The sequence below is a fragment of the Loktanella gaetbuli genome (assembly GCF_020531945.1).
GTDB lineage: Bacteria > Pseudomonadota > Alphaproteobacteria > Rhodobacterales > Rhodobacteraceae > Loktanella > Loktanella gaetbuli.
Genome location: NZ_JAJATZ010000007.1, coordinates 98,589 through 113,514 on the forward strand (window position 1 = coordinate 98,589; position 14,926 = coordinate 113,514).

The 14,926-nt window shown below is 61.2% G+C and carries 16 protein-coding genes; 7 read left to right on the top strand and 9 right to left on the bottom strand.

Going from position 1 to position 14,926, the window contains the following annotated elements; genetic code table 11:
* Positions 1-68: 68 nt before the first annotated feature.
* Entirely contained in the window at positions 69-1,472 is a 1,404-nt protein-coding gene (locus LGQ03_RS14035) for a hypothetical protein (protein WP_226748902.1), read from the bottom strand.
* Positions 1,473-1,649: 177 nt separating this feature from the next.
* Between LGQ03_RS14035 and LGQ03_RS14040 the strand changes: the two genes are divergently transcribed.
* On the top strand, positions 1,650-1,934 hold the full coding sequence (locus tag LGQ03_RS14040; protein ID WP_056032489.1) for a co-chaperone GroES: 285 nt from the start codon (positions 1,650-1,652) through the stop codon (positions 1,932-1,934).
* Between the two features lie 53 nt (positions 1,935-1,987).
* Positions 1,988-3,640, top strand: a complete 1,653-nt coding sequence (gene groL / locus LGQ03_RS14045; protein ID WP_226748903.1) for a chaperonin GroEL — start codon at positions 1,988-1,990, stop codon at positions 3,638-3,640.
* A gap of 234 nt (positions 3,641-3,874) precedes the next feature.
* On the opposite strand, the gene LGQ03_RS14050 is transcribed toward groL, so the two are convergent.
* Entirely contained in the window at positions 3,875-4,528 is a 654-nt protein-coding gene (locus LGQ03_RS14050; RefSeq protein WP_404807661.1) for an alternative oxidase, read from the bottom strand.
* Positions 4,529-4,654: 126 nt separating this feature from the next.
* Entirely contained in the window at positions 4,655-5,542 is an 888-nt protein-coding gene (yghX, locus tag LGQ03_RS14055; protein ID WP_404807662.1) for a YghX family hydrolase, read from the bottom strand.
* 170 nt (positions 5,543-5,712) lie between these two features.
* On the opposite strand from yghX, the gene LGQ03_RS14060 reads away from it, so the two are divergent.
* Together LGQ03_RS14060 and LGQ03_RS14065 are read left to right on the top strand one after the other, a co-directional pair.
* Positions 5,713-6,822: a serine/threonine protein kinase gene (locus tag LGQ03_RS14060; RefSeq protein WP_056033210.1), complete on the top strand. Its 1,110-nt coding sequence runs from the start codon at positions 5,713-5,715 to the stop codon at positions 6,820-6,822.
* Between the two features lies 1 nt (position 6,823).
* Positions 6,824-7,669 (top strand): DMT family transporter, encoded by an 846-nt coding sequence (locus LGQ03_RS14065; protein ID WP_319004503.1) that lies wholly within the window; start codon positions 6,824-6,826, stop codon positions 7,667-7,669.
* Here the strand turns inward: LGQ03_RS14065 and LGQ03_RS14070 are convergent.
* A complete protein-coding gene (locus LGQ03_RS14070; RefSeq protein WP_226748905.1) occupies positions 7,639-8,082 on the bottom strand; it encodes an NUDIX domain-containing protein in 444 nt (147 codons plus the stop codon). The two genes, LGQ03_RS14065 and LGQ03_RS14070, sit on opposite strands and share 31 nt — an antisense overlap.
* A gap of 137 nt (positions 8,083-8,219) precedes the next feature.
* Here LGQ03_RS14070 and LGQ03_RS14075 point away from each other — a divergent pair, with 137 nt between their 5' ends.
* Positions 8,220-8,906 (top strand): esterase/lipase family protein, encoded by a 687-nt coding sequence (locus LGQ03_RS14075; protein WP_226748906.1) that lies wholly within the window; start codon positions 8,220-8,222, stop codon positions 8,904-8,906.
* 8 nt (positions 8,907-8,914) lie between these two features.
* Here the strand turns inward: LGQ03_RS14075 and LGQ03_RS14080 are convergent, their stop codons facing one another.
* From LGQ03_RS14080 to LGQ03_RS14090, 3 genes are all read right to left on the bottom strand, one after another.
* Complete coding sequence (locus LGQ03_RS14080; RefSeq protein ID WP_226748907.1) at positions 8,915-9,988, bottom strand: 5-(carboxyamino)imidazole ribonucleotide synthase; 1,074 nt, start codon at positions 9,986-9,988, stop codon at positions 8,915-8,917.
* Positions 9,981-10,469 carry a 5-(carboxyamino)imidazole ribonucleotide mutase gene (purE, locus tag LGQ03_RS14085; protein WP_090158467.1) on the bottom strand — a complete coding sequence of 163 codons (489 nt, stop codon included), beginning with the start codon at positions 10,467-10,469 and terminating at the stop codon, positions 9,981-9,983. The genes LGQ03_RS14080 and purE overlap by 8 nt, the downstream gene beginning before the upstream one ends.
* 67 nt (positions 10,470-10,536) lie before the next feature.
* Positions 10,537-10,755 (bottom strand): YdcH family protein, encoded by a 219-nt coding sequence (locus tag LGQ03_RS14090; protein WP_090158468.1) that lies wholly within the window; start codon positions 10,753-10,755, stop codon positions 10,537-10,539.
* Between the two features lie 157 nt (positions 10,756-10,912).
* Here LGQ03_RS14090 and LGQ03_RS14095 point away from each other — a divergent pair, with 157 nt between their 5' ends.
* Positions 10,913-11,326 (top strand): Hsp20 family protein, encoded by a 414-nt coding sequence (locus tag LGQ03_RS14095; protein ID WP_226748908.1) that lies wholly within the window; start codon positions 10,913-10,915, stop codon positions 11,324-11,326.
* A 3-nt stretch (positions 11,327-11,329) separates the two neighbouring features.
* Entirely contained in the window at positions 11,330-11,554 is a 225-nt protein-coding gene (locus tag LGQ03_RS14100) for a DUF1150 family protein (protein ID WP_056032509.1), read from the top strand.
* Between the two features lie 40 nt (positions 11,555-11,594).
* Here the strand turns inward: LGQ03_RS14100 and LGQ03_RS14105 are convergent, their stop codons facing one another.
* Both LGQ03_RS14105 and LGQ03_RS14110 read right to left on the bottom strand, forming a co-directional pair.
* Positions 11,595-12,530: a response regulator gene (locus LGQ03_RS14105; protein WP_226748909.1), complete on the bottom strand. Its 936-nt coding sequence runs from the start codon at positions 12,528-12,530 to the stop codon at positions 11,595-11,597.
* Positions 12,531-12,692: 162 nt separating this feature from the next.
* Positions 12,693-14,768: a bifunctional sulfate adenylyltransferase/adenylylsulfate kinase gene (locus LGQ03_RS14110; RefSeq protein ID WP_226748942.1), complete on the bottom strand. Its 2,076-nt coding sequence runs from the start codon at positions 14,766-14,768 to the stop codon at positions 12,693-12,695.
* Positions 14,769-14,926 lie beyond the last annotated feature (158 nt).

Genomic DNA, 14,926 nt, shown 5'->3' on the forward strand with positions numbered 1-14,926 from the left:
GCACGCGCTTGGGCGGGTGGCGCGCATCGTGGTGTGCCCGCCGCACCGTGTGCGGCGGGCAAGTGGGGTCAGGGCAGGGTGACGCCGTCCAGATCCATGCCGTCGGACAGGTTGGCGCGGATCAGCGTTGCGCTGCCTGCGCCCGCGTCCTCTTGGACCAGTTCCAGGCCGGTATCGTCGCTATCGTCGTTTGCCTCGGTGGACAGGTCGACACCCGTCAGGGCAAGGTCGCCCGCGTCGGCCTCTTCCAGCACGACGCCCTTGCCACCGTTGGCACGCGCCGTGATGGCCGTGGCCACCACAGTGACGTCGCCGGCATCCTCTTCGGACAGCTTGATCGCATCATCAGTGTTGCCTTCGGCCAAGGCCCCCACCAGCGTCAGCGTGATGTCGCCGGCACCTGCCTCGTCGAAATCCAATCCCTCGTCGGTGTTGTTCATGATCTGGCCGCCGGTCAAGGTCGCGATGATCGAACCGTCACCTGCCTCGTCCACGTCAAACCCGTCGTCCAGGTCGATGCCAAAAGCGTATTCGGCAACGGACCCGTCATCATGCAGATCAACCTCGCGTTCGATGCAGCGATCATCCGGCGATCCTGTGACCGGTCCGGGGGCGTCCGCCTCGGCCAGGACGCCGGGTTCGAATTCACCCTCATCGGGATCGGGCAGGAAACTGGCGACCACGGCAGGATCGCAATAGTTCCCGTTCAGGTCGTAATGGTTGTCGATCGAGGTCACGCGCACATCGCCTGCGTCGCCTTCGTCCAGTTCGACCCCGTCGGCCCCGACGCTAATGAACCGCGACGCGCTGGCATGAAACGTGATGTCCCCATCACCGCGCTCGTCGACCCGCACGCCATCGGAGTCAAAGCTGCCGTGACCCGCGTTTTCGACGGTCACCCCGTTCAGTATCACGGAAATGCTGGCGGCCGATCCATCGCCACCACCACCAGCGCCCGCGCCACAGGCATCCGCAAGTGAACAATCCGACAGGTGGATGCCGTGTCCGGCCACGTCGCGCACGGTGACGTCCTGCAAGGTCAGGGTCACGGTACCTGTCGCATCCTGCGGGACGCCGACATAGATACCCTTGCCCGGCGTGCCGGTGGACTGGTTTGCGATATCAAATCCACCCGGCCCGGTGAAATTCAGCGCATGGATGGTCACATCAGCACCCTGCGCGATCGCCAGCAGTGTGAAATCGCCGTTTGCCATCAGGGTCTGCCCGCGACCGATCAGTGTCAGTGGTGCCGCGCCGTCATAGGTTGCTGTCGCGTCCAGCGCGATGTCGCCCTCTGTCGTGATCAGGATGGTGGTGGGCGTGGTGGCAGCGCTGGCCTGGGCCAATGCCTCGGACAGGCTGCCGGGGCCGGTTGCCGCGTCGGTCGACACGACCAGGGGGGCGTGGACTGCGGCCAGCAGCGGTGTTGCGAGGGCTGCGGCCGCCACGCTTGTCATCAGGGTGCGAAACATGAAAGTGGTCCTTGTGATCTATCAATTCCGCCGGTGACGCTAACCCGCCGGTGAAACGATTTTGCGACACGCAAACCAGTTGACAGCTGCACTTCCCCTCCCTAACTACACCCCGCTAGCACTCGACTTGGGTGAGTGCTAACGAAATTGAAACATCAACGAAGGAAGGTCTTTCAGATGGCATTCACCCCTCTTCATGACCGCGTTCTGGTTCGCCGCATCGAAGGCGACGACAAAACCGCAGGCGGTCTGATCATCCCCGAAGCCGCAAAAGAAAAGCCCGCAGAGGGCGAGATCATCAGCGTTGGCACCGGTGCGCGCAAGGACAACGGCGAACTGATCGAGATGGCCGTCAAGGCCGGCGACAAGGTTCTGTTCGGCAAATGGTCCGGCACCGAAGTCAAGATCGACGGCGAAGACCTGTTGATCATGAAGGAAAGCGACATCCTCGGCATCCTGTGATCGCCTGAGACGCACGCTTTTCCAACGAAACCAAATATCAGGAGCACATGAAAATGGCTGCTAAAGACGTCAAATTCGGCACCGACGCCCGCAATCGCATGCTCAAGGGTGTCAACATCCTTGCAGACGCCGTCAAGGTCACGCTGGGCCCCAAAGGCCGCAACGTGGTTCTGGACAAATCGTTCGGCGCCCCCCGCATCACCAAGGACGGTGTGTCCGTCGCCAAAGAGATCGAGCTGGAAGACAAGTTCGAGAACATGGGCGCACAGATGGTCAAGGAAGTTGCTTCCCGGACCAACGACGAGGCCGGTGACGGCACCACGACCGCCACGGTTCTGGCCCAGGCGATCGTCCGCGAAGGCATGAAGTCGGTTGCTGCCGGCATGAACCCGATGGACCTCAAGCGCGGCATCGACATGGCGACCTCCAAGGTTGTCGAGGCCATCAAGGCCGCTGCACGCGACGTGACCGACAGCGACGAAGTCGCACAGGTCGGCACCATCTCCGCCAACGGCGAAGCTGAAATCGGTCGCCAGATCGCTGACGCGATGCAAAAGGTCGGCAACGAAGGTGTCATCACCGTCGAAGAGAACAAAGGCCTCGAGACCGAGACCGATGTCGTCGAAGGCATGCAGTTCGACCGTGGCTACCTGTCGCCCTACTTCACCACCAACACCGAGAAGATGACGGCCGAACTCGACGACGTCATGATCCTGCTGCACGAGAAAAAGCTGTCCTCCTTGCAGCCGATGGTGCCGCTGCTCGAGGCCGTGATCCAGAGCCAGAAGCCGCTGCTGATCATCTCCGAGGACGTCGAGGGCGAAGCCCTGGCAACACTCGTGGTCAACAAGCTGCGTGGCGGTCTGAAAATCGCTGCCGTCAAGGCACCCGGTTTCGGCGATCGTCGCAAGGCCATGCTGCAGGACATCGCGATCCTGACCGGCGGTCAGGTCATCTCCGAAGACCTCGGCATGAAGCTGGAATCGGTCACGATGGACATGCTGGGCACCGCCAAGCGCGTTTCCATCACCAAGGACACCACCACCATCGTTGATGGCGGCGGCGACAAGGCCGAGATCGAAGCACGGGTCAACCAGATCCGCGGCCAGATCGAGGAAACCACGTCCGATTACGACCGTGAAAAGCTGCAAGAGCGCGTGGCCAAACTGGCCGGTGGTGTTGCTGTCATCCGCGTCGGCGGCATGTCCGAAGTCGAAGTGAAAGAGCGCAAGGACCGCGTTGACGACGCACTGAACGCAACCCGCGCAGCCGTCCAAGAGGGCGTTGTCGTCGGTGGTGGTGTCGCTCTGGTCCAAGGTGCAAAGGCACTGGACGGCCTGAAGGGTGCGAACTCTGACCAGGACGTCGGTATCGCGATCATCCGCAAGGCACTCGAGGCACCGCTGCGTCAGATCGCAGAAAACTCTGGCGTCGACGGTTCCGTCGTGGCTGGCAAGATCCGCGAAAGCACGGACAAGAACTTTGGCTTTAACGCGCAGACCGAAGAATATGGCGACATGTTCAAGTTCGGCGTCATCGACCCGGCCAAGGTTGTCCGCACAGCCCTTCAGGACGCGGCATCCGTCGCAGGCCTGCTGATCACCACCGAAGCCATGGTTGCTGACAAACCGTCCAAGGACAGCGGCAACGGCGGCGGCGGCATGGGTGACATGGGCGGCATGGGCGGCATGGGCGGCATGATGTAAAAACGTGGTTTGAGGCATCGCCTCGAACACGTTTGGTGGGGCATGAGAGATGTTTGCGCAGCAAACACGAACCGTGTCCCGCCTCCGCACCACGGTGCGGGCATCTGCCAACCGGCACCTCGTTTCCGAACGCCAACGTCAAAAAAGGGCGACCCATGCGGGTCGCCCTTTCGCGTATTAGGATTGTTCGGCTGACCCGCATTGTGGCGGCGGGCCGTCCATTGACTGTCCAGCCTATGCGTGTTCGCCGTTCTTGATCTGGTCGGCGAACCCGTGGTTGGCGTCCCGGTGGCGCGCCTCGTCGTCGCGGATCACGATCACGACCTCGCGCAGGCGCGCGTCATCGTCCAGTTTCCAATAGTCCTTGGCGATCTGGGGGGCCGGCACGTTTTCGGCATGCCCGGCGTCAATCTGTTCCAGATAGTGGGTGTAGCTGATGACGGCCTCTTCCTCGAGATAGCCCACGACCCGGTGGGCAATGCGCGGGGCCAGCAGGTAGAGAAAGAAATACAGGTTGTAGAAAACCAACTGTGCCGCGGCGATCAGAAACCGTTCCAATCGCGACGGTTGCGCGATTTCCACGAAGGTCATCAGGTGCATGCGCTCGTTGTCGGCCTCTTCGATCAGCTCCTTGATCCAGCCCTGGTCGTCGCGGATATGGCGCAGCGCCTTGAGATGCTGCAACAGGCCGCCCACCATGCCGGGGACAGCAGCGACGGTTTCCAGAACAACGGCGCGGTGGCCATAGCGCTGGGCAAAGAATTTGTCGGCAAAGAAACGCATGAATTTCACGACGCGCAGCGCGGTCCGGTCACGCCAGTCCACCGGTTCGTGGTGCTGCGTGATATAGGCGTCGGCGCTCAATGCCATATCGGTGTCGTGTTTCATCGGATCAACTCCTGTCTGTGCGTCAAACAGATATGGTGCGCGGGTCAAATTGCAGCGGGCATTTCTGCGACATAACGCGGCATGGTCCAGCGCGGGCGCATCAGTCGGGATGCGCCCGCCTACGCATCAGGTCAGATAGGTATTGAACCACGCCAAGGTCCGATCCCAGGCCAGTTCTGCCGCCGCCGCGTCATAGCGGGGAGTGCTGTCGTTGTGAAAGCCGTGGTTCACACCGGGATAGATATGCGCCTCATAGGTTTTGTCGTTGGCTTGCAGGGCCGCCTCGAACGGGGGCCAGCCTTCGTTGATGCGCTCGTCCAGTTCGGCGTATTGCAACAAGAGAGGTGCCTCGATTTTCGGGACATCCGCGATGCTGGCCTGTCGCCCGTAGAACGGCACACCGGCCGCCAATTCGGGGTAGGCCACGGCAATCGCATTGACCACACCTCCGCCATAACAGAACCCGACGGCACCGACGCGGCCCGTGCTGTCGTCGCGGTTCAGCAGGTGTTCAAACCCGTTGAAGAAATCGTTCATCAACTGCGTGCCGTCGACCGTGCTTTGCAACTCGCGTCCGTCAGCGTCGTTGCCGGGATAGCCGCCGACCGATGTCAGACCGTCCGGGGCCAGTGCCATGAACCCGGCCTTGGCCAGCCGACGCGCGACATCCTCGATATAGGGGTTCAGGCCGCGGTTTTCGTGGATCACCAGCACGGCCGGCAATGGCCCCGTGGCATTCGCAGGGCGCACCAGATACCCGCGCACATCGCCCGTGCCGTTGGGCGAAGGATAGCTGATGTAATCGGCCACGATATCGGGGTCGTTGAACGACACCTGTTCGGCCATCGCATAATTCGGCGACAGCATGCCCAGCAGCGACAGCGCCGTGACGCCGCCCACCGCATAGCGTCCCGCCTGATCCAGAAACTCGCGCTTGGTGATTTTGCCGTGCGCATAATAATCGTAAAGATCCAGTAGCTCTTGGTCGAAATCCTTGGCTGTCATGCGTTTCATGGTCATTCCTCCGTTTGAACCGCACCACAGATAGCGCAGGCGCGGTTGTGTGCATGTCACGGTTGCGACAGCGGGGCGGGGCTGACTGCGATGGTCTCTGGTTGAAACCCGTGCTTGCTGGATCGGCATGACGGACCTACCACTGGTCGGGCGCATTTCCGGAGGGCACCATGACCAAGACGATCGTCAACAGCTGGAATGAATGGGACCCCCTGCGCCACGTCATCGTGGGACGTGCGGATGACTGTCATATTCCCCCCGCCGAACCCGCACTTGATGCCAAGGTGCCAGAAGACAGCGACATGCGTGGCCAATGGGGCCGCCGACCGCAGGACACCATCGACCGCGCGAATGAATTGCTGGATGGTTTTGCGGCGCTGCTGGAGGGGCGCGGCATCCGTGTCGATCGCCCCACGCCCATCGACCACGCGCAGCCCGCGACCACCCCTGATTTTCACACCGACAGCCAATTCGGCTGCATGCCACCGCGCGATGTCCTGCTGACAGTCGGTTCAGAAATCCTGGAGGCGACGATGTCCTATCGCTGCCGTTGGTTCGAATACCTCAATTATCGCCCCCTGATGCAGCGCTATTTCGAAGAAGACCCCCGTTTTCGCCACGAATCCGCGCCCAAGCCGCGCCTGACCGACGCCGATTATCACCCCGATTACCTGTCGGACAAAATCGGCAACGCGAAACGGCTGGAATGGGCCGCGGCGAAACATTTCGTCACGACCGAGGAAGAACCGCTGTTCGACGCCGCCGACGTGCTGCGCTTTGGGCGCGATCTGGTGGTGCAGCACGGTTTCACGACCAACCTCAAGGGGATCGAATGGCTACGCAGGCATTTCCCCGACCACCGCGTGCATGCCGTGAACTTTCCCGGTGACCCCTATCCGATTCATATCGACGCAACCTTTACGCCGCTGCGCCCCGGTCTGATCCTGAACAACCCGCAACGTCGTTTGCCTGACGCGCAACGGCAGATGTTCGAACGCAACGGATGGGACATCGTGGATGCGGCCCAACCGGCCCATAACAGCCCGCCACCGCTATGCTATTCATCGACTTGGTTGTCGATGAACGTGCTGGTGCTGGACCCCAAAACCGTCTGCGTCGAGGCGTCGGAGGTTTACCAGATGGAACAGATGGACAAGCTGGGAATGAACGTCATCCCTGTCGCATTGCGTGACGCCTACGCCTTTGGCGGCGGGTTGCATTGCTGTACCGCGGATGTCTACCGCGAAGGCCAATGCGAAGACTATTTCCCCGTTCAATAGCATGTTGCGCCTGATCTCTCTCGTGACGTTGGTCATGGTGGCCTTTGCCGCGAATTCGATCCTGAACCGGGTGGCAGTTGCAGGTCATGACATGGCACCAATGACATTCGCGGCTATACGTGTGGCGGCAGGGGCTGCTGTTCTGCTGGCACTCGCGCGGCGCGATCTGTTGCGCGTCACTGCTGCCAGATTGGGCGGAGCCGTCACCCTGGCGATCTACATGATCGGTTTTTCCTGGGCCTACCTCGCGCTGGACGCAGGGTTGGGCGCGCTAATCCTGTTCGGATGCGTGCAGCTGGGCATGTTTGCCTCTGCCGTCGCGCGGGGGATCGTTGTCCCGGTGATGCGCTGGGTCGGTGCGGGGGTGGCGCTGGCCGGGCTGGCTGTCCTGCTGTGGCCCGCCGGCGGCGTGCAGGTGCCCGTGCTGCCGGCAATCGCCATGGTCGCGGCGGGTCTGGGATGGGCTGGCTATACCTTGTTGGGGCAGGGGGCCGCTGACCCTGTCGCGGCCAGTGCGGTAAATTTCGTGCTGAGCCTGCCGTTAGTGATCGTGGCGCTGATTGTCTCGGGCCAGATTGGGACGGTGACAGCACCTGCGATCCTCGCCGCTGTCACATCCGGTGCCGTGACCTCGGGGCTTGGCTATGCGCTGTGGTATCGGGTGCTGCCGCAGCTGCCCACGACTGTCGCCGCCATCGCGCAGCTCAGCGTGCCGGTCATCGCCGTTGCCGGTGGCGTGGTCTTGCTGGGAGAGCCTCTGACGCAGCGCCTCTTGATTGCAGCGGGGCTGGTGCTGGGCGGGATCGCACTGTCACTTTATCGCAAAAGCGGCTCGAGCGGGTCGTAAAACATACTCACCCCGTCAAAGGCCACGGCCGCAAGACTGTCGGGTTTGACCTGCAGGCGTGTCAGTTCGGCCCGCGTGACCCAGCGCCTGTCGGTCACGATCCCCTCTGGGTCCTGCCATTCGGGGTCGATCTGCGCATCGGCCACGGTACAGCGAAAATAGATGTCAACCTGATGCATGTCCCGTTCGGGATCGTGAAATTCGTTCACGAGGCAGACCGGACCGATGTCCACGCGCAATCCTGTTTCCTCGATCATCTCGCGGCGCAGATTGTCATGCAGGCTGGCGTGTGCCTCGGCCCCGCCACCGGGTGCACACCACAGATCATCGCGCCCCTTGTAGGCATTGACCATCAGCAGGCGGTCGTTTTCCACGAGGACGGCGCGAACGGCAATGCGGGGCGGTTTCGACATAAGCGGACAGTGACGCTCCGGCGATTTGATCGCAAGCCTATTGCGCTGCGCCTGCGACACTCTAGCTTAGCGCCATGAAACGCATCGCCCTGACACTGACACTATTTCTCGCCGCATGCGGCGGCGGAGGTCCCCTGATGGCTGATCCGGACAAGGATTGCGTCGTGCTGCTGCACGGTCTGGCCCGGTCTGAAACATCGCTGACGCCGATGCAGATCTACCTCGAAAACAGGGGCTATTTCGTCGTCAACCGTGGCTATCCCTCGACCGAAGAGACGATCCAGCAGCTGGTCGCGGAAAACGTCGGTCAGGACGTGGCGCAATGCGGTGACCGTCGGGTGAATTTCGTGACCCACTCGATGGGTGGCATTCTTGTGCGGGCATGGCTGGAAAATAACCGCCCCGCCATTTTTGGCCGCGTGGTGATGCTGGCACCGCCGAACAACGGATCTGCACTGGTCGATGTGTTCGGTGATTGGGAACCGTTCGAATGGATCAACGGTCCCGCCGGTGAGCAACTGGGCACCGAGGCGACGAGCCTGCCCAATCGCCTGTCGGGTGCTGCCGACTATGATCTGGGTGTGATCGCCGGTTCACGCAGCCTGAACCCGATCTATTCCAACGTGATCGACGGGCCAGACGACGGCAAGGTCAGCGTGGAATCCACGATGCTGGACGGCATGAACGACCACATCACCCTGCCGGTGACCCATACCTTCATGATGAACAACCCGCTGGTCATGGCGCAGGTGCTGTCGTTTCTGACGACGGGCACATTCGATCGTGGCCTCAGCCTGACCGGCGTTATCTTGGGCGACGAATAGGCGCGGGACTAGGTCGCCGCACCCGTGACCGTGTTCACATGACCCATCTTGCGACCCGGTTTGACCTCGGCCTTGCCATATAGGTGCAAGCTTGCGTCAGTTTTTGCGATCTGAGGAACACGGTCCATGTCGTCGCCGGTCAGGTTTTCCATGGTGACATTGCTGTGGCGGCTTCCGTCGCCCAGCGGCCAGCCCGCCACCGCGCGGATGTGCTGTTCGAACTGGTCAATGGCGCAACCATTTTGCGTCCAGTGGCCCGAATTATGCACGCGCGGTGCGATTTCATTCACGATCAACGCATTGCGTGTCACGAACAGCTCGACCCCCAGAACGCCCACATAGTCCAGCGCGTTCAACACGCGTGCTGCAATCAGCACGGCGTCGGTGCGCTGACTGGGCGAGAGTGATGCAGGCACTGTCGTGGTGTGCAAAATACCGTCGCGGTGCACGTTTTCGCCGGGGTCATAGCAGGCGACGGACCCGTCCTGCGCGCGGGCGGCAATCACCGACACCTCGCGTTGAAAATCGACGAAACCTTCCAGCACGGCAGGCGCACCGTTCATTGCGGCCAAGGCGGCGTCTGCATCGTCCGGCGATTTGATCCGGGCCTGTCCCTTGCCGTCATATCCCATGCGCCGGGTTTTCAGGATCGACGGTGTGCCGATACTGTTCAGCGCGGCGCGCAGGCTGTCCGCATCTGTCACATCGGCGAAGGGGGCGACCGACAGGCCGAGGCCGATCAGAAATTCCTTTTCCGTCAAACGATCCTGCGAGGTCGCAAGCGCGCGGCGGTTGGGATGGATCGGCGTGATCGCCTCCAGCACATCCAACGCGGCAGTGGGGATGTTTTCGAATTCATAGGTGATCACATCGACCGACCGGGCAAAGCGTTCGAGTGCCGCATGATCGTCGTAATCGGCCTTGAGATGGAAATTCGCCACATGGCTTGCCGGACAATCGGAACCCGGCTCGAACACGCAGGTCTTGAAGCCCAACCGGCTGGCGGCCACTGACAGCATCCGGCCCAACTGGCCGCCGCCCAGAATGCCGATGGTCGCGCCTGTGCGCAGCGGTTCAGTCATCGGTCGGGACCTCTGGAATGGATGCGGACAGATCGCTGCGCCACTGGTCCAGACGGGCGGCCAGATCGGCGTCCTGCAGGGCGAGGATTCCGGCCGCCATCAGGCCGGCATTCTGTGCGCCAGCAGCCCCGATCGCCATGGTTGCGACAGGAAATCCGCGCGGCATTTGCAGGATCGAATACAGGCTGTCCACGCCCGACAGCGCCTTGGTCTGGACCGGCACGCCGATCACCGGCACGCGCGTTTTCGACGCCATCATGCCGGGCAGATGGGCCGCACCCCCGGCCCCTGCGATAATGACCTGCAACCCGCGATCCACAGCACCCTTGCCATAGTCCCACAAACGGTCCGGCGTGCGATGCGCCGACACGATCCGGGTTTCATAGGCGATGCCAAGGGTGTCGAGGATCAGCGCGGCCTCTTTCATCGTGGGCCAGTCGGACTGGCTACCCATGATGATGCCGACAGGTGGTTGGGTCATGGCGGGACACCCCGGTAATTGAACGAAGCGGCACTATAGTCAGCAGCCGCAGGGGCGCAATGCGCCTTTAGGCGATGATGTCGGGGTTCAGCTGGTCCTCGATCCGCGCGATCCTATCCTTGAGCATCAGTTTCTTGCGTTTCAGCCGCTTGATGGTCAGCACGTCGCCGGGGTGTGTCATCTGCAACGCGGAAATCGCAAGGTCGAGATCATGGTGTTCCTGCCGCAGCACGCCCAATTCGATGCGCTGCACTTCGGTCTCTGAAAGTCGGGATGAGGTGTTCATGCGCGGTTGCCTGTCTGTCTGAACGTCCTTTTAGCGCGAACTGACCCACAGGCATAGGGTCTTGCGCGGGGGGCGCGCTGCACCCATATTTTTATAAGGACGGTTGCCGCAACGGGACCGCACGATTGATGTCGCTTGCATATAAGGACTGATCGCAATGACGAAATTGGCTTTGGGAACGCATCCGTTCCTGCTGGGGTTCGAGGGGCTGGAACGGCTGGTGGAACGCACCGCCAAATCCGGCAACGAAGGTTATCCACCCTACAATATCGAACAGACCTCTGACACATCCTACCGGATCACGCTCGCCGTCGCGGGCTTTGCGGAGGACGACCTGAGCATCACGGTCGAGGACGCGACCCTGTTGATCCGTGGCCGAATGACCGAGGATATGGGCGAACGCGTGTTTTTGCATCGCGGTATCGCCGGGCGGCAGTTTCAACGGGCATTCGTGTTGGCCGACGGTGTCGAAGTCGGTGCTGCCACGATGGAAAACGGCTTGTTGCACATCGATCTGAACCGAAAGCAGCCTGACCGCGTTATCCAGACAATACAGATCTCGAAAGGTTAAATCATGTTTACGAAAAAAGACTTCGCCGATCTGGGCCAGAACATCGTCTATCTCAAGCAGGTACAGGTTGACGATCTGCCCGATGATGTCCGCCAGCAGGCGGGCGATCTGGATACGCTCTTCGCCGTGCACAACACCAAGGGCGAACAGGTCGCACTTGTTGCCAGTGAAGGCATCGCAACACATCTGGCCGCCGAACACGACATGCAGTTGGTGACACTGCAATAGCCGACGGGGCGAACCAGTCCGGTTCGCCCATGCAGCGGCGTCAGGCGACTTCGAACAGTTCGTCGTCCATAACGTCGCCGGATCCACTGCAATCCGCATGAACATTCACGAAATGCCGAACCGCGGCCACCGCGGTTCTGCTGGTCCAGACGCGTGTCCCTGAAATGCTGCCGCATGTGATGCCGTCGGCAATCCGGTCCTGCCCGGCTTCGATCAGCGATTTCACGATGTTGATCTGTAGTGCGCTCATGGATTCGCTGCGGCGGCCGTAGGTCACACCGACGAACAGACCATGACCCGCATAGGCCAGGTCCATCTTGTGGTTGCCTGATGACAGCGCGGCACTGGCGACCGCGCGCAGGTCAGCGGCAAAGGCCTCGGCCTCTTGTGGCTTGGGGGTGCGCTCGGCATGAGGGACCATGATGTGGAACAGGTGCAACGCATGACAGCCCTGCGGAGCGGTCAGCAATCGGTTTTCAAGCTCCATATAGCGCAACAATCCGGTCTGTGCGGACTGCGGCGGCAGCAGGGAAAACGCGTCCGTCAACAGCACGGACAGGCTGTTTACCCGGATCTGTGCCTCACGCCTTTTTTGAACCGCGTCAGCCAGTGTTTCGGCAACCAGCACACGTGTCAGCAGTTCGAGACCGTCAAAAGGTTTCCTGACAAAATCGGTCGCACCGGCAGAAAATGCCTCTTGGATCAGATCGACATCGTTGCTGGCTGTCATGATCACGATCGGTGTCTGATCGTAGTCATTCAGTTTGCGCACGGCGCCACACAGCGCCATCCCGTTCTGGCCGGGCAGGTAGATATCGATCAGCAGCGCATCAAAAGGCGTGTCTGCCTCGGCGATGGCCCGCAGTGCGTCCGCCGCGCAGCTAACGGGCGTGATCACGTGTGTGCCGCCCAGAACGTCAGGATCGCAAAGAAAGTCAAGAATGATAGGGTCGTCGTCCACCGCCAGGATACGCATTCCCTTTTTCCTCTCTTGAGAGCAGTTTTGTTTTGATCGTGATCGCAGCCGATCTGGGCAAAATCATGGAGAGGACGTGGCAAGAGGTCGCAGTTTGTGGCCGACCACAGAAAAAAGGCCGGGCTGATGCCCGGCCTTTTGTTTTGCATGTTCGCGTTGGATCTAGCCGCTGATCAGGCCCATGGATTCCAGCTTCAGAATGACCTGATGCGCGCAGTTGTCGACATCCTGTCCTTCGGTATCCAGCCGCAGTTCGGGGTCCTTCGGAACGTCATAGGGGTCTGAAATTCCGGTGAATTCCTTGATCTTGCCTTCGCGTGCCAGCTTGTACAGGCCCTTGCGGTCGCGGCGCTCGCATTCCTCGATCGAGGTTGCGACGTGCACTTCGATGAATGCGCCGAAATCCTCGATCTCTTCACGCACCGCGCGGCGGGTCGTGGCATAGGGCGCAATCGGCGCACAGATGGCGATGCCGCCGTTCTTGGTGATCTCGGACGCGACATAGCCGATCCGGCGGATGTTCAGGTCGCGGTGTTCCTTGGAAAAGCCAAGTTCCGACGACAGGTTCTTGCGCACGATGTCACCGTCCAGCAACGTGACCGGGCGGCCACCCATTTCCATCAGCTTGACCATCAGCGCGTTGGCGATGGTGGATTTGCCGGACCCCGAGAAGCCGGTGAAGAACACGGTGAACCCTTGCTTGGACCGCGCTGGTTTCGTGCGGCGCAGCTCTTCAACGACCTGCGGAAAGCTGAACCATTCCGGGATTTCCAGGCCCTCTTGCAGGCGGCGGCGCAATTCGGTTCCGGAAATGTTCAGGATCGTGACGTTGTCGCGGTCCTCGATCTCGTCTGCGGGCTCGTATTGGGCGCGTTCCTGCACATAAACCATGTGTTTGAAATCGACCATTTCGATGCCCATTTCCTCTTGATGCTCGCGGAACAGGTCCTGCGCATCGTAGGGGCCGTAGAAATCGTCACCGGCAGAGTTCTTGCCGGGGCCTGCGTGGTCGCGGCCGACGATGAAATGGGTGCAGCCGTGGTTCTTGCGGATCAGCCCGTGCCAGACGGCCTCGCGCGGACCGGCCATGCGCATGGCGAGGTTCAGCAGGGACATGGTGGTCGTTGACGGCTGATACTGGTCCAGAACCGCCTCGTAGCAGCGCACGCGGGTAAAGTGATCGACGTCGCCCGGCTTGGTCAGGCCCACGACGGGGTGGATCAGCAGGTTGGCCTGTGCCTCCTTGGCGGCGCGGAAGGTCAGTTCCTGATGCGCGCGGTGCAGCGGGTTGCGGGTCTGGAACGCCACGACCTTGCGCCAGCCCAGCTTGCGGAAATAGGCGCGCAATTCGTTGGGCGTGTCGCGGCGGGCGCGGAAATCATAGTGCACCGGCTGCTGGATGCCGGTCACCGGGCCGCCCAGATAGACGTTGCCTGCGGTGTTGTGCAGATAGTTGACGGCGGGGTGCGCGGAATCGTCGGCACCAAAGACCATCTCGGCCTCGCGGGCCTTGTTCGGCACCCATTTGTCCGTAACCGTCATGGTCGCAAGGATCACGCCCTCCTGGTCGCGCAGCGCGATGTCTTGACCCAGTTCGATCGTGTCGGCAAAGGCGTCAGTCACGTCCAGCGTGATCGGAATGGGCCACAGGTGGCCGTCTGCGGTGCGCATATTTTCCACGACACCGTTGTAATCTGCCTCGGACAGGAACCCCTTGAGCGGGTTGAAGCCACCGTTCATCAGCAGTTCCAGATCGCAGATCTGGCGTGGCGTCAGGTCGTGGCTGGTCAGATTCCCGGCCTCATGCTTCATCTTTTGTGCGCTCTCGAACGACACATATAGCTCTGGGATAGGGGCAAGGTTGTTTTGCATCATTTGGGTCCTGTGGGTGGTTGGAATGTAGCCGCTGGTCGTTCCGGTCAGTTCGGCATGAAGGGCGTCGTATTCAGCGAATTTTCGGGCAAGGAACTGATCCCTCAACCGCACCATTTCGGCTGCCCCGCGATGGGTCAGCACATAGGAAAACCGCTGTCGCCGGTCGGCGCTGGCACGGTCGCTGATCTGGATGAATCCGGCGGCAACCGCCGACTTGAGCAATGCGTTCAGACGTCCAAGCGACACCCCAAGCGCCACAGCCGTCGCACGTTGCGACGCCTCGGGCGCAACGTTGACTTGACGCAGCAGCCGAAACAGGGCGACCTCTTCGTCAGATATGGGTGCTATGGTCTGGACGGCCACGATCACGACTCAATCTTTGTTCACGCGTGAACGCATACAGGAAAATTGCGTTCACAAAAGAACAAACATGTGTCCAAGGCTGAAAATCGCGGATTTGCGCTGAAAACAGGGCAGGTGCATGGCCAATGCGCCGCCCTGCGCGCCATTGCGCGGCGCCA